General features: G+C 70.9%; 18 protein-coding genes. 8 read left to right on the plus strand and 10 right to left on the minus strand.

Translation table 11 applies throughout. The features are described from left to right. Nucleotides 1-4: 4 nt before the first annotated feature. The 6 genes from GL325_RS04945 to GL325_RS04970 form a co-directional block, all read right to left on the minus strand. On the minus strand, nt 5-2,224 hold the full coding sequence (locus GL325_RS04945; protein ID WP_187768778.1) for a ComEC/Rec2 family competence protein: 2,220 nt from the start codon (nt 2,222-2,224) through the stop codon (nt 5-7). After that, nucleotides 2,205-2,948, minus strand: coding sequence for a ComEA family DNA-binding protein (locus GL325_RS04950; RefSeq protein ID WP_187768779.1), 744 nt, complete (start codon nt 2,946-2,948; stop codon nt 2,205-2,207). Before GL325_RS04950 ends, GL325_RS04945 begins: the two co-directional genes overlap by 20 nt. A gap of 89 nt (nt 2,949-3,037) precedes the next feature. Continuing rightward, a complete protein-coding gene (locus tag GL325_RS04955) occupies nt 3,038-3,880 on the minus strand; it encodes a DegV family protein (protein WP_154595447.1) in 843 nt (280 codons plus the stop codon). A 164-nt stretch (nt 3,881-4,044) separates the two neighbouring features. Then, nucleotides 4,045-6,858, minus strand: a complete 2,814-nt coding sequence (gene leuS, locus GL325_RS04960; RefSeq protein ID WP_187768780.1) for a leucine--tRNA ligase — start codon at nt 6,856-6,858, stop codon at nt 4,045-4,047. A gap of 40 nt (nt 6,859-6,898) precedes the next feature. After that, the gene (locus GL325_RS04965; RefSeq protein ID WP_154595448.1) at nt 6,899-7,573 is read right to left on the minus strand and encodes a TrkA family potassium uptake protein; all 675 of its coding nucleotides are present in this window, start codon (nt 7,571-7,573) and stop codon (nt 6,899-6,901) included. Then, the gene (locus GL325_RS04970; protein WP_255467337.1) at nt 7,566-8,921 is read right to left on the minus strand and encodes a TrkH family potassium uptake protein; all 1,356 of its coding nucleotides are present in this window, start codon (nt 8,919-8,921) and stop codon (nt 7,566-7,568) included. Before GL325_RS04970 ends, GL325_RS04965 begins: the two co-directional genes overlap by 8 nt. 49 nt (nt 8,922-8,970) lie before the next feature. On the opposite strand from GL325_RS04970, the gene GL325_RS04975 reads away from it, so the two are divergent. The 4 genes from GL325_RS04975 to GL325_RS15910 all read left to right on the plus strand — a co-directional run bounded on the left by GL325_RS04975 (nt 8,971) and on the right by GL325_RS15910 (nt 14,127). Then, nucleotides 8,971-10,737 carry a CDP-glycerol glycerophosphotransferase family protein gene (locus tag GL325_RS04975; protein ID WP_187768781.1) on the plus strand — a complete coding sequence of 589 codons (1,767 nt, stop codon included), beginning with the start codon at nt 8,971-8,973 and terminating at the stop codon, nt 10,735-10,737. A 70-nt stretch (nt 10,738-10,807) separates the two neighbouring features. Then, complete coding sequence (locus tag GL325_RS04980) at nt 10,808-11,770, plus strand: glycosyltransferase (RefSeq protein WP_222865856.1); 963 nt, start codon at nt 10,808-10,810, stop codon at nt 11,768-11,770. Then, nucleotides 11,763-12,932: a UDP-galactopyranose mutase gene (gene glf, locus GL325_RS04985; RefSeq protein ID WP_154595451.1), complete on the plus strand. Its 1,170-nt coding sequence runs from the start codon at nt 11,763-11,765 to the stop codon at nt 12,930-12,932. Before GL325_RS04980 ends, glf begins: the two co-directional genes overlap by 8 nt. Then, nucleotides 12,925-14,127 (plus strand): CDP-glycerol glycerophosphotransferase family protein, encoded by a 1,203-nt coding sequence (locus tag GL325_RS15910; protein WP_187768782.1) that lies wholly within the window; start codon nt 12,925-12,927, stop codon nt 14,125-14,127. Before glf ends, GL325_RS15910 begins: the two co-directional genes overlap by 8 nt. Nucleotides 14,128-14,203: 76 nt before the next feature. Here GL325_RS15910 and GL325_RS04995 read toward each other — a convergent pair whose 3' ends face one another. Continuing rightward, the gene (locus tag GL325_RS04995; RefSeq protein WP_187768783.1) at nt 14,204-15,622 is read right to left on the minus strand and encodes an MFS transporter; all 1,419 of its coding nucleotides are present in this window, start codon (nt 15,620-15,622) and stop codon (nt 14,204-14,206) included. A gap of 96 nt (nt 15,623-15,718) precedes the next feature. Between GL325_RS04995 and GL325_RS05000 the strand changes: the two genes are divergently transcribed. Next, nucleotides 15,719-16,168 (plus strand): MarR family transcriptional regulator, encoded by a 450-nt coding sequence (locus GL325_RS05000; RefSeq protein ID WP_187768784.1) that lies wholly within the window; start codon nt 15,719-15,721, stop codon nt 16,166-16,168. A gap of 19 nt (nt 16,169-16,187) precedes the next feature. Continuing rightward, a complete protein-coding gene (locus tag GL325_RS05005; RefSeq protein WP_154595455.1) occupies nt 16,188-16,529 on the plus strand; it encodes a DUF2200 domain-containing protein in 342 nt (113 codons plus the stop codon). Between the two features lie 4 nt (nt 16,530-16,533). Here the strand turns inward: GL325_RS05005 and GL325_RS05010 are convergent, their stop codons facing one another. Then, nucleotides 16,534-17,115: a TIGR03086 family metal-binding protein gene (locus GL325_RS05010; RefSeq protein WP_187768785.1), complete on the minus strand. Its 582-nt coding sequence runs from the start codon at nt 17,113-17,115 to the stop codon at nt 16,534-16,536. 148 nt (nt 17,116-17,263) lie between these two features. On the opposite strand from GL325_RS05010, the gene GL325_RS05015 reads away from it, so the two are divergent. After that, nucleotides 17,264-17,563, plus strand: coding sequence for a TraR/DksA C4-type zinc finger protein (locus GL325_RS05015; RefSeq protein WP_255955598.1), 300 nt, complete (start codon nt 17,264-17,266; stop codon nt 17,561-17,563). 19 nt (nt 17,564-17,582) lie between these two features. Beyond that, complete coding sequence (locus tag GL325_RS05020) at nt 17,583-17,975, plus strand: ASCH domain-containing protein (RefSeq protein WP_187768786.1); 393 nt, start codon at nt 17,583-17,585, stop codon at nt 17,973-17,975. 14 nt (nt 17,976-17,989) lie between these two features. Here GL325_RS05020 and GL325_RS05025 read toward each other — a convergent pair whose 3' ends face one another. Beyond that, complete coding sequence (locus GL325_RS05025) at nt 17,990-18,370, minus strand: VOC family protein (protein ID WP_154595459.1); 381 nt, start codon at nt 18,368-18,370, stop codon at nt 17,990-17,992. Nucleotides 18,371-18,374: 4 nt separating this feature from the next. Further along, nucleotides 18,375-18,746, minus strand: coding sequence for a VOC family protein (locus GL325_RS05030; protein WP_187768787.1), 372 nt, complete (start codon nt 18,744-18,746; stop codon nt 18,375-18,377). Between the last annotated feature and the right edge of the window lie 88 nt (nt 18,747-18,834).

Genomic DNA, 18,834 nt, shown 5'->3' on the forward strand with positions numbered 1-18,834 from the left:
TAGGTCACCGCGCCGACACGGCGAGCGCCCCGTCGCGTTCGACCACCGCGACGGTGCCGGACCGGTCCGTGCGCCACACGGCGACGCCCGCGTCGGACAGCGTCGACAGGGCCGCCGGAGCGGGGTGTCCGTGCGGGTTGTCGGCCCCCACCCCGATCAGGGCCACGGACGGCCCGACGCGCTCGACCAGCTCGGGCCAGTGGTCGGCACTGCCGTGGTGGGCCACCTTGAGGACGTCGGCCGCCAGGTCGGGATGCAGCCGCGCGAGGCCACGCTGGGCCTCCTCCCCCAGATCGCCGGTGAACAGCACCCGGTGTCCCCGCACCGTGGCACGGACGACGACGCTGGCGTCGTTGCGGGCCTCGGCCGGGACCCGGTCGGCGTCGCGGCGGGGCCACAGCACCTCCAGCCCGACCGCGCCCACGGTGACGTGTCCCCCCGACACCAGCCGCACGCGACGGCCGGCCGGGACCGCGGGCCCGCCCGAGGGTCCGTCGGCGAGGACGTCGACCCGCCGGCCTCGCACGGCGCCGCGCCAGCCGTCGACGTGGTCGGCGTCGCCGTGGGTGAATATCAGCAGCGCGATCCGGTCGATGCCGAGCTCGGTCAGGCAGCGGTCGATGGGCGCCGGCTCCTCGCCGACGTCGATCACGATGGCCTCGCCCGGTGCCGTCGGCACGACGAAGGCGTCGCCCTGACCCACGTCGCACGCGACCACCACGACGTCCTCCGGCGGCCAACCCGGCGTGGGAGGACGCAACACGGCCACCAGCAGGCCCAACGTCACCCCCACGGCGAGGGCGGGTCGCCGCGCCAGGTGCCACAGGACCACGCCGGTCACGGCCGCGACCGGCACGAGCGTCCAGGCCGGCCAAGGCCAGGTGATCGCGGCGCCGGGGGCGGCGGCCCCGACCCGGGCGACCTCGACGATGCCCCACGCCGACGCCCAGGCGACGGTTCCGGGAACCACGGCGACCGCCGGCACCACGAGGTCGATCAGACCGGCGGCCAGACCGGCGACGGTCGCGGGCGCCACGGCCGGGGCCACCACGACGTTGGCGAACACCGCCACCAGCGAGACCTCGCCGCTGAGCGAGGCCACGACCGGCAGGCACGCCAGGTGCGCCGCGACCGGGACCGCGACGGCCTGCGCGGCGGGCTCCGGCAGCCAGGCCAGGCGCCGGGCCAGCGGCGGCGCCAGGACGATGATGCCCGCCGTCGCGCAGACGGACAGGACGAAGCCGGGCCGGGCGGCCAGCCACGGGTCCAGCACGAGCAGGACGATGACCGCCCACGCCAGCGCCCTCAGGCCCGCGCCGGTCCGGCCGACCAGCAGACCCGCCAGCGCGACCGAGCCCATCACCGCGGCGCGCTGCACGCTCGGCTCGGGACGCGCCACGAGGACGAACGCGACCACCGTGAGCGCCCCGGCCAGCAGCAGCACCCGCCGTGAGGCCCCCGCTGCACGCAGCCCCAACAGGACGACGCCCAGCACGATCGTCAGGTTGGCGCCCGACACCGCGAGCAGATGGGTCAGACCGGTCCGGGTGAACTCCTGCTTCGTCTGCTCCGAGAGGCGTGCGTCGTCCCCGGCCACGAGCGCCGGCACGAGCGCGGCGGGCTGGTCGTCACGATGATCGACGCCCCCGCGGATCCCGTCGCGGACCACCTCGGACGACCGCCACCACCACGGCCCGCCGCCGATGACCCGCCAGTCCAGGAGGCGCAGGACGGCAGCCTCGTCGGTGCCGTCCGCCGGCTCCAGATCGGCCCGGACGGCCAGCCGGATGCCCGTGACGAAGGCATCGGCCGACCCGTCGACGAAGGCCGTCGCCCGCACGCGGACCCGCCAAGTCCGCTCCCCCGACTCGACGATCCGCACGGTCACGGGCACGACGACGCCCGGTCCGGCCCGGCCGTCGTAGGCGCGGCCGTCCTCGCGCACGACGACCTCGGCGCGGACGACGGCGCCCCGCTCGGCCAACCGGGTGACGGGAGACGCCTCCACGGCGGCGGCGCGCCATCCGCAACAGGCCGCCACCAGGACGAGGCACGCAGCGGGGAAGGCGAGGGCGGGACGACGCCAACCGCACGCCCCGACCAGGGCCGCCGCGGCGACCACGACGAACGCCCACCAGGGCCGGAGGTGGGATACGGCTGCGGCCGTCCCCCACACCGCCACGGCGGCCGGGACGACCCGCAGGTCAGACCGTGACGCGGTCACGCAACTCGGCCAGCGTGGCCTCGCCGATCCCCTTGACGTCCAGCAGGTCCTCGACCGAGCGGAACGGTCCGTTCTCGTCGCGCCACGCCACGATCGCCTCGGCCGTGACCGGTCCGACCCCCGGCAGCGTGTCGAGGGCCACCAGGTCGGCGGTGTTGAGGTTCACCTGCCCCGCCGGGGCCCCGGGCGCGGCGGCCGATCCCGAGGACGCGCCCGGAGCGGCGGCCGCAGGCGGAGGTGCCGACCCGACCACCACCTGCTCGCCGTCGTTCAGGACGCGCGCCAGGTTGAGCGCCGTCGTGTCCACCCTGCCCTTCACCCCACCGGCCGCCGCGATCGCCTCATGGACGCGTGAGCCGGGCGGCAACGTGACGATGCCGGGCCGACGCACCTTGCCGGCCACGTCGACGACCAGCTCACCCGTGGCGGGGGCCGACGCCTCCGTGCCCGCGACCTCGACGGTCGACGCCGGCGGTACCGCCGTCTCCTGCGGGCGGCCGGCGAGCAGCCACCACACCGTGAGGACGGCCGCCAGCCCGGCGGTGACGCCCGCGAAGCGCACGTGCACCGGACGCAGGCGCCGGCGCGCGGGCTCGGGCTTGCGGCGCCGGCCGGCGCCCGTCTGGTCCTGCGGGTCGGGCAGGGTGGCGTCGAACGTCGCGGCGAGCTCGGCGAGCCGCTGCCGGGCGACCTGGGCGCGGGTCTCGGGCGGGACGGGGACCATGCCGCGACCCTAGGAAGTCCGCCTTCCCGACGGAACCTCCCGCGGCACGGCTGTGGACAGGCGACGGGGCGGAGGCGGGGTGTGGACCGTCAGCGGGCGCTGACGGTGACCGCGATCATCCCCGGTCCGACGTGGGCGCCGATGTCGGCACCGACCTCGTCGATCGCGATCGCGGGACGGTCCAGCTCCTGCGCCAGCGACTCCGCCACGGACGTGGCCACGGTCTCGCTGGCCAGGTGCAGGATGCCGATGTCGTAGCCGTCCGGATGGGAGCGCGCGGCCTCGACCCCCAGGGCGACGAGCCGGGCCAGCGCCTTGGACGAGGTGCGCACCTTCTCCAGCGGCGTGACTTCCCCGTCGTCGATCGTGAGGATGGGCTTGACCGCCAGCGCCGAGCCGATGAGCGCCGCGGCCCGGCCGATCCGGCCGCCCCGGCGCAGGTACTCGAGGGTGTCGACGTAGAGCAGCACGCGGGACGACCGAGCCGACTCCAGCGCGGCGGCGGCCACCTCCTCGACCGTGGCGCCGGCAGCGCTCGCACGCGCGGCCTGACCGGCGGCGAACCCGGTGGCCAGGCCCACCTGGAGGGTGTCGACGACGTGGACCGGGATGTCGACCCGGTCGGCCGCCAGCCGCGCCGCGTCGACGGTGCCGGAGACCTTGGAGCTGATGTGGACCGAGACGATCGCGTCGACCCCGGTGGACGCCAGCGCGCGGTACACCGCCTGGAACGTCTCGGGCGAGGGGCGCGACGTGCTGACCGGCACGTTCTGCGTCAGTGCGTCGGCGATCATCTGCGAGGTCACGTCGACGCCCTCGGTGTAGACCCGGGCCCCGATGATGACCGTCGTCGGGACGACGCTGATGCCCTCGCGCGCGGCGTCGTCGGCGTCGAGCGAAGCGGTCGAGTCGGTCACCACGGCCACGGTCATGGCCGAAACCCTACTGCGTGCCGGGTGCTGCGAGTCGGTGTCGGTGGACGTCCTCGGCGTACCGCCCTGCGGCCGCGAGGTCCGCCAGGCACGAGCCGTGAAATGCTCCGAATTCCACCTTTCACCCCGGGTGAAAGGTGGAATCGGGGGCAAATCTCGAGGGCTCAGACGACGACGCTGACGAGCTTCGGCGCGCGCACGATGACCTTGCGGATCTCGCGGCCGTCGATCGTGCGGACGACGTTGGGCTCGGCCAGCGCCAGGGCGGTGAGGTCCTCGTCGCTGATGTCGGCGGGGACCTCCAGCTTGCCGCGGACCTTGCCCTGGATCTGCACGACGCACGTGACCAGGTCCTCGACGAGGTACTGCTCGTCGGCGGTGGGCCAGGTCTCGTACGTGAGCGTCTGGTCGTGGCCCAGCCGCGACCACGCCTCCTCGGCCACGTGCGGGGCGAACGGCGCCAGCATGAGCACGAGCGACTCGATGACCGAGCGCGACCGCACCGACTCCTTGGTCAGGTGGTTCGTCAGCTCGATCAGCTTGGCGATCGCGGTGTTGAACCGCAGCTCGGCCATGTCCTCGGTGACGCCGGCGATCGTCTGGTGCAGGGCACGCAGCGCGGCGGTGTCGGGCTCGCTGTCGTCGACGACGACCACACCGGTCTCCTCGTCGACGATCAGGCGCCAGACCCGCTGCAGGAACCGCTGCGAGCCGACGACGGCCCGGGTCTCCCACGGCCGCGACTGCTCGAGCGGACCCATCGACATCTCGTAGACGCGCAGGGTGTCGGCACCGTACGCCTCGTACATCTCGTCGGGCGTGACGGAGTTCTTGAGGCTCTTGCCCATCTTCCCGTACTCGCGGTTGACGGGCTTGCCCTCGAAGAAGTACTGGCCGTCGCGCTCCTCGACCTGCTCCGCCGGCACGTAGACCCCGCGCTCGTCGGTGTAGGCGTAGGCCTGGATGTACCCCTGGTTCACGAGGCGCTGGAAGGGCTCCTCGCCGCTGACGTGGCCGAGATCGAACAGGACCTTGTGCCAGAAGCGGGCGTACAGCAGGTGCAGGACGGCGTGCTCGACGCCGCCGACGTACAGGTCGACGCCGCCGGCGCCGCCGGGCGTCTTCGGGCCGAGCCAGTAGCTCTCGTTCCGCGGATCGGCCAGGACCTCGGTGTTCGTCGGGTCGGTGTACCGCAGCTCGTACCAGCTGGAGCCGGCCCAGTTGGGCATCGTGTTCGTCTCGCGGCGGTAGCGCTTCGGGCCGTCGCCGAGATCGAGCTCGACCTCGACCCACTCGGGCACGCGCGCCAGCGGGGGCTCGGGCATGCTCGTGACGTCGTCGGGCTCGAACGTCTTGGGCGAGTAGTCCGGCACCTCGGGCAGGTCGACCGGCAGCATCGACTCGGGCAGCGCGATGGCGCGGCCGTCCTCGTCGTAGACGATCGGGAAGGGCTCGCCCCAGTAGCGCTGGCGGCTGAACAGCCAGTCGCGCAGGCGGTAGGTGGTGGTGCCCTCGCCGACGCCGCGCTGCTCCAGCCACGCGATGATCGCGCGCTTCGCCTCGTCGACGGCCATGCCGTCCAGGCTGACGCCCTCGTCGCCGAAGATGTCGTGGTTGTCGGAGTTGATCGCGACGCCGTCGCCGGTCCACGGCAGGACCGCGTCCTCGGGCGACTCGACCACGGGGGTGATGCGCAGGCTCAGCTCGGTGGCGAACTCGAAGTCGCGCTCGTCGTGGCCGGGCACGGCCATGATCGCGCCCGTGCCGTAGCCCATCAGGACGTAGTCGGCGATGAACACCGGCACGGCCTCGCCGTTGACCGGGTTGGTGGCGAAGGAGCCGATGAAGACACCGGTCTTCTCCTTGTTCTCCTGACGCTCGACGTCGGACTTCGCGGCCGCGGTGCGACGGTACTGCTCGATCGCGGAGATCGGGTCGGGGGCGCCTCCGGTCCACCGCTCGTCGACGGCCTCGGGCCACGTCTCGGCAGCCAGCTCGTCGACCATCGGGTGCTCGGGCGCCAGCACCATGTAGGTGGCGCCGAACAACGTGTCGGGACGCGTCGTGAAGACCTCGATCGGGCCGGCTGCGGACTCGAAGCGCACCTTCGCGCCGTGCGAGCGGCCGATCCAGTTGCGCTGCATGAGCTTGACCGGCTCGGGCCAGTCGACGCGCTCGAGGTCGTCGATCAACCGGTCGGCGTACGCGGTGATCCGCATCTTCCACTGACGCAGGCTGCGCTTGAAGACCGGGAAGTTGCCGCGCTCGCTGCGGCCGTCGGCGGTGACCTCCTCGTTCGCCAGCACGGTGCCCAGACCCGGGCACCAGTTGACCGGCGACTCGTCGATGTAGGCCAGCCGGTACTGGTCGATGACCGCGGGGTCGTCGGTGCCCAGCTCCTCGATCAGCTCGGCGATCGGCCGGGCACGGCCCTGTTCGGCGTCGTACCAGGAGTTGAAGATCTGCAGGAAGATCCACTGCGTCCAGCGGACGAACTCGGGCTCGATCGTGGCGAACGAGCGGCGGTTGTCGTGCGCCAGGCCCAGTCGGCGCAGCTGGCGCCGCATGTTGGCGATGTTCTCCAGCGTCGTCTCGCGCGGGTGGCGGCCGGTCTGGACGGCGTAGATCTCGGCGGGCAGACCGAAGGCGTCGTAGCCCAGGGCGTGCAGGACGTTGTCGCCCTTCATCCGGCGGAAGCGCCCGATGACGTCGGTGGCGATGTAGCCCAGCGGGTGACCGACGTGCAGGCCCGCGCCCGAGGGGTACGGGAACATGTCCATCACGAAGAACTTGGGCCCGTGCGCGTTGTGCGCGGAGCCGGGCAGGGCGAGCTCGCCGACCGGGTTGGGCGCCTCGAACGTGCCCTCGGTCTCCCAGCGGTCCTGCCATGCCGTCTCGATGCGGCCGGCGAAGTCACTGGTGTACCGGTGTGCGGCGCCCTCGGGTGCCGCACCCTCCTGGGTGTCCTGGTTGCTCACCGGTCAAGGTTATCCGCAGGGCACGGGCGCCCCACGCGGGCTACGTGTAGCTCAGGGCGCAGAAGCTCTCGACCTTCTTCGTCGGGCCGGAGACGATCAGCTCGTCCGAGGTCTCGATCGAGGTCTCGGGCCGGGCGTACGTGAAGTCCTCGCCGCGACGCTTCACCCCGACCACCGTCACGCCGAAGCGGGCGCGCAGCTGCGATTCGAGCAGGGTGCGTCCGGCGGCGAGCTTGGGCGCACGGGTGCGCGCGATCGAGAAGCCGTCGTCGAACTCGATGTAGTCGATCATGGCGCCGGTGACCATGTGGGCCACCCGCTCGCCCATGGCCGACTCCGGTCGCACGACGTGCGTGGCACCGACGCGCTCGAGGATGCGGGCGTGCTTGGCGTTGATCGCCTTCGCCCACACCTCGGAGACGCCGAGCTCGACGAGGCTCAGCACCGTCAGGACGCTGGCCTCGATGTCGGTGCCGATGCCCACGACGGCGCGGTCGAACTGGTCGGCACCGATCTGCTTGAGGGCCTCGCTGTCGGTGGTGTCGGCGGACACGACGTGGGTGAACTCGCTGGCGAAGCGCTGCACCAGGTTGGGGTCCTCGTCCACGCCGAGCACGTCGTGGCCCAGCCGGACCAGCGACCGCGCGACGGCGGAGCCGAACCGGCCCAGTCCCACGACGAGGACGGGTGCGCTGAGGGGGTCGTTGTTAGCCAATGATCGGTTGCTCCTCGGGAAGGTGATACCTGGATTGGCGGCGCCGCAGCACGAAGGCAGAGGCTGCCGTAATCGTGCCCACTCGGCCGATGAACATCAAGAAGATCAAGACCAGCTGGCCCGGCACGTTCAGCAGCGGGGTCAGCCCGGTCGACAGCCCGACGGTGCCGAACGCCGAGGTCGCCTCGAAGAGTCCCTCCGCGAACGAGACCCCGGAGAAGATCATCAGCAGCATCGATCCCATGGCCACCAGGCCCACGGCGATCAGGGCGATGCTCAGCGCCGTCCGAATGGTGCGCGGGCTGATCGAGCGCGAGCCGATGCGCACCTGCTCCTCACCGCGGATCTCGGCCAGGATCACGTAGCCCAGCAACAGGAACGTGGTGACCTTGATGCCGCCGGCGGTCGAGGCGCTGCCGCCGCCGATGAACATCATGATGATCGCGGTGTTGAGGGTGACGGGCTCGACGCTGCCCCAGTCGAAGCTGTTGAACCCGCCGGACCGGGGCATGATGCCGCCCTCGATGCCCGTGATGAACTTGTCGATCGGGCTCAGACCGCCGATCGTCGCGGCGTTGTTCCACTCGGCCGCGATGAACAGCGTCGAGGCGACCACCAGCAGGAACAGCGAGCCCCACACGGTCAGGCGGGTGTGGATCGTCCAGGTCTTGGGCGAGCGCCACTCCTTGTAGAGCTCGGCCAGGACGGGGAACCCCACGCCGCCGGCGAACACCGCGACCGAGATCGGCAGGATCACCGCGTAGTCGCCGGCATAGCCCGTGAGGCTGTCGGCGTGCAGCGAGAAGCCCGCGTTGTTGAACGCCATGACGGCGTCGAACACGCCGTGCCACAGCGAGTAGCCGAACGAGTCGAAGTAGTGCAGGTAGTAGCGCAGGGTCAGCACGATGGCCGTGAGGCCCTGGAACAGCAGCATCGTGACGGCCACGCGGCGGAACAGCGGGCCGACGTCGCCCAGGCTCACGACGTGCATGTCGGTCTGGGCGGCCAGCCGGGTGCGCAATCCGAGGCGGCCACCGACGAACAGGCCCAGCACGGTCGTCATCGCGATGATGCCGATGCCGCCGATCTCGACGAGCACGACGATGATCCCCTGCCCGATCGGCGACCAGTAGGTGCCGGTGTCGACCGTGGCCAGGCCCGTCACCGTGACGGCGGAGGCGGAAGTGAAGAGCGCATCCATGAACGAGGGATCGTGCTCGCCCTCGCGCGCGAACGGCATCAACAGCAACAACGTGCCGATCACGATCAGGGAAAAGAAGGCCAGCGGCAGCAATCGCACGGGATGAGCGATCGACGCCGGGAGGCGATAACGGCGGCGCCAGGGCACGCCCCGACGGTACACCGGCTGCGCGTGAGCGACCCGGTAGATTGCCGCCATGGCTTCCCCGGCGAGTTTCCTGCGTGCGCTCGTGGCCCGACTGGGGCGGAGCTCGGAGCTTCCGGGCCTGCTGCTCGTCAACGGCACGATCATCCTGGCGCTGCTGCTCGTGGCCCTCGGCCAGGACCTCGCCGCCGTCATCACGCTGCTGGTCTCGATCGTCTCGGAGTGGTGGCTCGAGCGGCGCTCGCCGACGACCACGCTGTTGCTGCGTCAGGCCTCGGCCGGTCCCCCGCTGCGGTTCGCCCTGCGCGCCCTCGTGGCGGTCGCGGCATCCTCGCGGTTCGACGACCGCGCGGCCCTCTACTCCTTCGTCGCCGTCGCGCTGCTCGTCGTCACGGGCCTGTGCGCCCGCGCCCTGCACGCGGAGTACCGCCGCATCGGCCCGCTCAAGCCGATGCGCACCCGCCACATCCCCGGCGCCACGCGCATCGACGAGGAGCCGACGAGCCGTCCCGTGCTGGTGGCCACCGTCGAGCTCGCCGCCGTCATGCCGGCCCTCTTCGGAGCCGCCTGGTACGACGTCCTGCTGGTGGGCGCCGTCGCCTTCGGCGCCCTCATGGCCGGGACCGTGCCGGAGTTCCTGGACAGCTGGCGCATGCGCGCGGCCAAGCGCGCGACGGGCTTCACGCCGCAGCTGTCGGCCGTCCAGGAGTTCATCGACGAGTACCAGCCCGAGGTGGTCGTGCACCTCTCCGGCCCCGACACCGCGGCCTACCAGATCAACACCTGGATCGAGGCGCTCGAGAGCCTCGACCAGCGCGTCTTCGTCATCCTGCGCGACCACCCGCTCTTCGAGAAGATGGCGCCCTCGACGCTGCCCACCCTGTCGCTGCCGGCGCCGAGCGAGCTGCTCATGCTCGACTTCTCGTCGGCCCGGGTCGCCCTGTACCCGAGCAACACGGGCAACAACATCCACCTGCTGCGGCTGCCGACCATGATGAGCGCCTTCATCGGGCACGGCGACAGCGACAAGAGCGCCTCGAACAACCCGTTCTCGCGCGTCTACGACGAGCTGTGGGTCGCGGGCGAGGCCGGCGCCGACCGGTACCGCCGGTCCGGGATCAACATCCCCGAGGCGCAGTTCCGGTTCGTCGGGCGCCCCCAGGTGCACGCGATCGAGCCCACGCCGCGCATCGGCGACACCGAGATCCCGACGGTGCTCTACGCGCCGACGTGGGAAGGCGTGAACCAGCTGCAGGAGTACTCCTCGCTGCGCGCGATCGGCGTCGAGCTGATCGACGCCCTGCTGGCGGACGGCTCGGTGCGCGTCGTCTACAAGCCGCACCCGTTCACGGGCCAGCGCGACGCCAAGTACCGCGCCGCCCACGCGTCGATCGCCCGCCGACTCAACGAGGCGAAGCTGCGTACCGGCATCGACCACCGCGTCGTGTCCAGCGGCTCCCTGACCGACTGGATGAACCAGTCCACCGCCCTGGTCAGCGACATCTCCAGCGTCCTCTCGGACTGGCTCGCCGGCGAGAAGCCCTACGCGGTGTTCAACCACACCGGGCTCTCGACCAAGCAGTTCCGCGAGCAGTTCCCGTCCAGCGCCGCCGCGACGATCCTCGACCGCGAGGCGCGCGGCGTCGACGAGCTGATCGACGTCGTCACCGGCCGTGGCCCCGACCAGCTGGCCGAGTACCGCTCGAAGCTGGCGACGTACCTGCTCGGCCCGCCCGAGCAGCGCACGCTCGAGGCGTTCCGCGAGGCGGTCACCGCGTTCGTCGCCCGCTCCGAGGCCGAGCGTGCGATGTACCGCTGAGATCGGCACCGGCGTGCCGACGCGTCGGCCGGATTCACTCATCGTGCACCGCGGCAGATAGCCTGTCGTGGTGAGTTCGACGACCGGCCCCCTGGCGATCGCCATCGTCACGTTCAACCGATCTGCCCTGCTCGACGAGCTGTTGCAGAGCGCTTCGACGATGACGACGGCACCCGATCGCATCATCGTCGTCGACAACGCCAGTACCGACGACACCCAGCAGGTCGTGTCCGCCTGGGAGTCGAAGTTCCCTCCCGGCGTGCTGGTCAACCACCGCATGGAGACCAACACCGGCGGCGCCGGCGGCTTCAGCGAGGGCACCAAGGTGGCCCTCGAGCTGGGTGCCGAGTGGGTCTGGCTGATGGACGACGACGTCGAGATCCTGCCGGACGCCCTCGAGCGGTTCGCCCCCTGGATGGAGCGGTTCAAGGTCATTCACGGCCGCCGCTACGACGTGGACGGCACCCCGTTCTACTGGCAGGCGAAGTTCAACCAGTTCCTCGGCGTCCCGCTGCCCTACTCGATCAAGACCTTCAACACCGACGGTTACGCGCTGACCAACTCCGGCACCTTCGAGGGCATGCTCGTGCACGCCGACGTGGTGCGCCGGATCGGCCTGCCCGACCCGCGGTTCTTCATCTCCTGGGACGACGCCATCTACGCCTGGCTGGCCTCGCTCGAGACCGAGGTCGTTTACGTCGACGAGTTCGTCCTGCAGAAGAAGCGCGAGCAGAAGCAGGTCAGCCTCGGCATCCGGCACCTCAACGACTCCAGCCCGCTGGCCAAGTACCACGTGATGCGCAACCGGGCGTACGTCGGCCGCTACTTCGAGGAGCACGGCCGGCTCAACCGCCTCGGCTTCGCGCTCGGCACCTTCCTGACCTTCGCCAAGGAGGTCGTGCGGCTGGTCGTGGTCGAGCGCTCGGCGAAGGGCTTCATGTCCCTGGTGAACGGCTGGCGCGACGGCCGCAAGATCTGGGCCGACCGCTCGTGGCGGCCCATGCCCGCGCTGACGGGCGGCGCCGATGACTGACGTCCTGGTGGTCGGGTCCGGCTTCTTCGGCCTGACCGTGGCCGAGCAGCTGGCGAACGACCCCGGCCTGAAGGTGCACGTCATCGACCGGCGCTCGCACGTGGGCGGCAACGCCTACAGCGAGGCCGAGCCCACGACGGGCATCGAGGTGCACCGCTACGGCGCGCACTTGTTCCACACTTCCAACGAGCGGGTCTGGGACTACGTCAACCGCTTCACGACCTTCACCGACTACCGCCACCACGTCTACTCGACGTACCGGGGCGAGGTCTTCCCGCTGCCGATCAACCTCGGCACGATCAACCAGTTCAACCGGTCGGCGATGAGCCCGGCCGAGGCTCGCGCGTGGGTGACCGAACAGGCCGGCACGGCGTTCTCGGGCGGTGCCGCTGCGGCGGCGAACCTCGAGGAGAAGGCGATCAGCCTGATCGGGCGGCCGCTGTACGAGGCGTTCATCCGCGGGTACACCGCCAAGCAGTGGCAGACCGATCCGACCGAGCTCTCGGCCGACATCATCACGCGGCTGCCGGTCCGGTACACGTACGACAACCGCTACTTCAACGACCGGTACGAGGGCCTGCCCACCGACGGCTACACGGCGTGGCTCGAGCGGATGGCCGACCATCCGAACATCACCGTCAGCCTCGACACCGACTTCTTCGACGAGGGCCAGCCGCTCAACAAGGCCGCCACGGTCGGTCAGCTGCCGATCGTCTACACCGGCCCGGTGGACCGCTACTTCGACCACGCCCATGGCCCGCTGGGCTGGCGCACGCTGGACTTCGAGTCCGAGGTGCTGCCGATCGGCGACTTCCAGGGCACGCCGGTGATGAACTACGCGGACGAGGAGATCCCCTACACGCGGATCCACGAGTTCCGCCACTTCCACCCCGAGCGGGACTACCCGTCGGACGCCACCGTCATCATGCGCGAGTTCAGCCGCTTCGCGCGCGCCGGCACCGACGACGAGCCGTACTACCCGGTCAACACCGCCGACGACCGCACGGCGCTGAAGGCCTACCGCGACCTGGTCGACGGCGAGAGCGGCGTGCACTTCGGTGGCCGGCTCGGCACCTACCAGTACCTCGACATGCACATGGCGATCGCGTCGGCGCTCTCGATGGTCGACAACGTCCTGAGGCCGGGACTCGTCCGTGGCTGACTCGCGGGTCGGCCTGGTCCCCCGGCTGCGCCAGTGGGCCATCGGCCGCATCCGCCGCTCGCGCTTCCTGCCCGTCGGCATGCCCGACAAGCGCACCGACGAGGACCGGCTCGGCCGCCCGTTCCGGCAGACCGTGCTGGTCTACTTCCCCAACGGTGCCGACGCCCTGTACCAGTTGCGACCGTGGTTCACGGCCCTGCAGGCGCTCGACGCCGCGCACGGCGTGGTGGCCGTCTTCAAGGACTCGCGCACGGCGGCGATCGTCCGCGCCGAGTCGGGGCTGGACTGCGTGACGCTGGCCCGGTACGGCCAACTGGACGAGATCCTGGCCCTCAGCGACGTGAAGCTGGCGTTGTACGTCAACCACGACCCGATCAACTTCGAGTGCCTGCGGTTCACGTCGCTGGTGCACGTCTACCTGGGGCACGGCGACAGCGACAAGGGCGTGTCGGTCTCGAACCAGGTCAAGGCGTACGACTTCTGCTTCCTGGCCGGTCAGGCCGCCCTGGACCGGACGAGCGCCGGGGTGATGCTCTACGACGCTCCGGCCCACTCGGTGCTCATCGGCCAGCCGCAGCTGGACGCGCCCGCTCCGGTCCCCTCCCCCGATCCACACCGGCGCACCGTGCTCTACGCGCCCACGTGGGAGGCCTCGCAGCCGTCCGTCTCGTACGGGTCCCTGCTGACGCACGGCGCCGCGATCATGGACGCGCTGACCGGCACGTACCGCGTGATCTACCGGCCGCATCCGCTCAACGGTGTCATCGACCCGGCCTACGGTGAGGCCGACGCCGCCGTCCGCGCCCGGGCCGACCGCGTCGACACGGACGTGCCGTTGGAGCGGTCGTTCGCCGACGCCGACCTGCTGGTCACCGACGTCTCTGCGGTCACCCTGAACTGGCTGCCCCGTGGCAAGCCGGTGCTGGTCACGCGCCCGCGGGTGCCCGTGCCGCCGTCGCGTCTCATGGACACGCTGCCCCTGCTGGACGAGGGCGCCGACGTGGCGGCCGTCGTGACCGAGCACCTGACCGCGGACCCCACGGCCACCGCCCGCCGTGAGCTGCTCGAGTACTACCTGGGTGACACGACGCCGGGCGTCGCGACGCAGCGCTTCCTGCAAGCGTGCGCCGACGCGATCGAGCTGCGCGACCGCACGTGGGCCGAGCACCGACGCCTCGGCGCGACGGGACCCTGAGTCACGCCGCAAGCGGCCGGTAGCGGTGGTTGCGTCGCCAGGTGTTGTTGATCTGGAGCTCCGGCGCGACCCTCGCTCAGGCCTTGCTGCCCTGACGAGGCACCAGCAGCGCGACCATCGCGCCGGCGAAGGCCGCGCCCGCGCCGATGATGAAGCAGAGCTGGAAGGCCCCCTTGTCCGGGATCGCCACACCCGCGAAGTCCACCGTCTTGCTGGTCAGCACGGCAGCCATGACCGCGCCGGCGATGGTGGTGCCGACCGAGCGCATCAGCGCGTTGAGTCCGACGCCCGAGCCAGATTCCGACTCCGGGACGTTCTCCAGGATCAGCGTGGGCATGGCGGCGTAGCCGATGCCGACACCGGCGCAGGCGACCAGCGAGCCGAGCATGAGCTCCCACGGGGCGCTCATGAGGAAGAGCGTGACGAGGTAGCCGACCGCGATGACGGTCGCACCGACCGAGAGCGTGATCCGCGCACCGACGGAGGTGATCAGCCGGCTCGAGACCGGGGCGAAGAACATCATCATCAGGCCGCCGGGAGCCATCCACAGGCCGGCCTGCAGGATCGTCTGCCCCAGGCCGAAGCCGGTCTCCTCGGGCATCTGCAGCAGCTGCGGCAGCACGATGGACTGGGCCATCATGCCGAAGCCGATGAGGACGGCGGCGAGGTTCGTGAACAGCACCGGCGGGTGCGCGCTCGTGCGCAGGTCCACCAGCGGATCGTGGTGACGCAGCTCGAACCAGCCCCACAGCAGCAGGACCACGAGGCCGCCGACGATCGCGCCGATCGTCCGGCCGTCCGACCAGCCCCACTCACTGCCCTTGCTGACGCCGATCAGCGCGGAGACCAGACCGACGGCCAGCCCGATGACGCCGACGACGTCGATCCTGGCGGGGTGCTCGTCGTGGACCTTGGGGATGACGACCAGGGTCGCCACGAAGACCACCGCGGCCAGCACGGCCGAGAACCAGAACAGTGCGTGCCACGAGTAGTCCTGCGCGATCCACGCGGCCAGCGGCAGGCCGAGGGCGCCGCCCACACCGAGGGTCGCACTGACGGCGGCGGTGGCGGTGGCGCGCTTCTCGACGGGGGCGACCTCGCGCACCATGCTGATCGCGACGGGGATGTATCCCATCGCCATGCCCTGCAGGGCGCGCCCGGCCAGGAACGGCGCGAGCGAGCTCGACAGGGCGGCGACGATCGAGCCGACGACGAGGATGCCCGCCGAGGCCACCATGACCTTCTTCTTGCCGTACAGGTCGGCCAGCCGGCCGGTCACGGGCATCGTCACAGCGGCCGCGAGGAGCGTGGCCGTGACAGCCCACGAAGCATTGCCCGGTGCCGTGTTCAGCAACTGGGGAAGCTCGCTCTGGATCGGGATCACGAGCGACTGCATCAGCGCGCCGGCGAGGCTGCCGAAGCACAGCACGAGGATCACCGCGATCGGCGGGAACCGGGTCTCGACGGGCGCGTCGACGGCGGAGGGAGAGTGCATGGAGGGGTCGTCCTGTCCGAACAGCGATGTGTAACTTACACACGCAGCGGATATGTAGACTACACATGTCGACGCCCTCGTCCCATCGGAGCACGCATGACGTCCCTCACGCAGGCCGCCGCCCGCGCCAACCCGGCCTGGGGCGCTCTGGCGGCGATCGCGAGGATCGAGCGGGGCCGCCGAGCCGCCGACAGCCTGCGCTTCAACCATGCCGAACAGCGGCTGCTGTGGATGTTCTCCGACGGCAGGCCGCGCACGCTGCGCGAGATCGCCGACGAGCTCGGCCTCGAGCAGTCGACGGTGAACCGGCAGGTGAACGGTGCACTCAAGGCCGGTCACGTGCGCCGGTTCCGCGAACCCGGCCAGAACGCGTGGCAGTTCCTGCCCGTCGACGAGACGATGGACGAGTTCACGCAGGACCTGCAGGATCACCTGGCCCTGCTGGAGGAGGCCCTCCAGTGCCTGCCGGAGAACGAGCGATCACGGTTCCTCGAGCACTTCGGCGCCTTCGCCTCCGCCTACAACGAGGCTGCCTCGCGTCGCTGATCGCGCTTACACTCGCCGGATGCACCGGATCTTCACGACCAGCTTCGCCGACGTGTACCCGCTCTACGTGGCCAAGGCGGAACGCAAGGGGCGCACGCGAGCCGAGGTCGACGAGATCATCGAGTGGCTCACCGGGTTCGACGACGCCGCTCTGCGCCGCCACCTCGACGAGGGGACGACCTTCGAGGAGTTCTTCGCCCAGGCCCGCCTGAACCCGAACGTCTCCCTCATCACCGGCGTCGTCTGCCACGTCCGCGTCGAGGACGTCGAGGACCCGCTCATGCAGCAGATCCGCTACCTCGACAAGCTCGTCGACGAGCTGGCCAAGGGCAAGGCGATGGAGAAGATCCTGCGCGCCTGAGGTGTCAGGCGGGCGCCCAGTGCGGATCGCGTCCGGCCCGGGCGACCAGCCGGTCGAGGACGGTCGCGTCCTCGGCGACCGGGACGGCGGGCCCGAACATGCCCGGCGTCCCTGCGGGATCGAACTCCTCCACGAACTCCAGGCAGGCGGCGGCCGTCGGGGCGTCGAGGGTGTACTCCCGGCCCGTGGCGCGGGCGAGGTCCCAGCCGTGCAGGACCACCTCGTTGAGCGCCACCAAACCGGCGACCGCGCCCGGCAGATCCACTCCCCCGGCCCGCGTCATGCCCTCCCAGGCCGAGTCCGCGCACCACGCCTTCACCAACTGCGGCACCTGCTCGCGCAGAGCATCGCGCCAGCCCGGTTCGAGGTCGGGCCAGCCGCCCGCGTCCGGGCTCGTGTCGGTCAGCGGGCCGAACTCCTTGTCGGCGGCGGCGCGGAAGGCGAGGGTCAACCCGACGACGTGCTGGAGCAGCTGCCCGACGGAGACGCCCTCGCAGGGCGTGGGCCGGTCGAGGTGCCCGTCCTCGATGTCCTCGACGATCCCCATCAAGGTCCGGCAGGCCGGATCGAGCTCACACGTGTCCATACCCCGAAGTGTCGTCGTCTGCCGGCCGTCGCGGAACCCCTGGCCTTGGCACGGCGGGGATCATGGGGAGACGATGCCGGTCGACGAACGGGGGTCCGACATGACGGTCGAGGATCGTGAACGACTCGAAACGGAGCGGCTGCGAACGGTGCATCAGTTGGCGAGTCTGACCCGGGACTTCGACGCGGTCATCGAGGCGTCCAAGGACTCCAACGCAGATGACGAGCACGACCCCGACGGGGCGACCGTGGCCTTCGAGCGTTCGCAGGTCGACTCGCTCCTGCAGCAGGCCCGCCGGCACCTCGACGAGATCGACGACGCGCAATCGCGCCTCGATGAGGGATCGTACGGAGTGTGCGAGAGCTGCGGACGACCGATCGCGGCAGCGCGGCTCGAGGCCCGGCCCGTGGCGCGCACCTGCTTCGAGTGCGCGTCGGCACGGCGCTGACAGCGGTCAGGAGACGACGATGAGCTGGCCACGAGTGGGAGCGCTGCGCGGACTCGAGCTGGGGACGCCCGGCCGGATGCGGGAGCGATTGAACGGCCTGGTCCTGACCGGCCAGAAGCAGGCGACGGCGGGACTGCTGACGGAGTACGGGGCCGAGGGCGAGGAGCTCGAGCACATCGGCGAGCGGCTGGCGCTGCTGGACGACCTGGGCGACCAGATCGCGACGGTGGAGATCACGGACCTGCAGATCGTGCCGTTCATCGACGTGCCGTGGGAGTTCGCCGCCGCCGAGGGCGAGGGCGACGCCGACATCGAGGAATGGCGTGACGGGCATCGCGCCTTCTGGGCCGCGGAAGGCGCTGCGGTCGAGGACGACACCCCGATCGTCTGCCTGCGGTTCGTGCTGGTCTGACTCACGGGACTGTCTCAGGGGACGCCCGGCTCCTGGAGGTGCGCGGCGACGTTGATGACGCGACCGGTCGGGTCGCGGACGAAGAACCGGCGAATCCCCCACGGCTCGTCGCGCAGCTCGCGCACGACCTCCCAGCCGGCGTCCAGGGCGGCGCGGTGGGCCTCGTCCACGTCATCGACCTCCACGGAGACGTCGACCGTGGCCGCCTCCGGGTCGACCGCGGTCGGGCTGGGATAGGTGACGATGACCTGCGTCGTCGGGGTGCTGGGAGACGAGAACATCAGCATCCCGTCCTCGTCCATCGCGACCCGGAAGCCCAGGTAGGACTCGTAGAACGCGCGAGCGGCGGCAGGGTCGTCGGTGGTGAGCACGGGAATGGCGCGACGGATCTTCATGGTCTCAGCCGCAGAGGCAGAACGGGTGGCCCGCGGGATCGGCGAAGACCCGTGATCCGTCGGGGTTCGGCTGGTGCGCGAACCGGGTCGCGCCGAGTTCCAGCACGCGCGCCTCGGCGGCATCGAGATCGTCGACGCGGACGTGCAGGTGGGCCTGTATGGAGGACGCGGGGTCCGGCCACGCCGGCGGCTCGTGCTCGGGAGCGAGCTGGAACGAGAGGTGGAACGCCCCGTCCGGCGCACCGATCGAGTACCAGTCCTCGTCGGAGTGCAGGATCGGCCAGCCCGTGACGGCGCTGTAGAACGCGGCCAGGGCGGCCGGGTCTCGGCCCTCCAGTGCCACTCCGCTGAGCGAGCCCACGCTCCTCGCTGCCATACCTCAGGTCTAACCCCCCGGTCGTCCGTTGTCGACACCGACGACCCCGAGCCCTGTCAAACCCTCATCCCGTCCTCGTCCATGGCAA

It is taken from the genome of Aeromicrobium sp. 636 (assembly GCF_024433585.1).
In the GTDB taxonomy this organism is placed as follows: Bacteria; Actinomycetota; Actinomycetes; order Propionibacteriales; family Nocardioidaceae; genus Aeromicrobium; species Aeromicrobium senzhongii.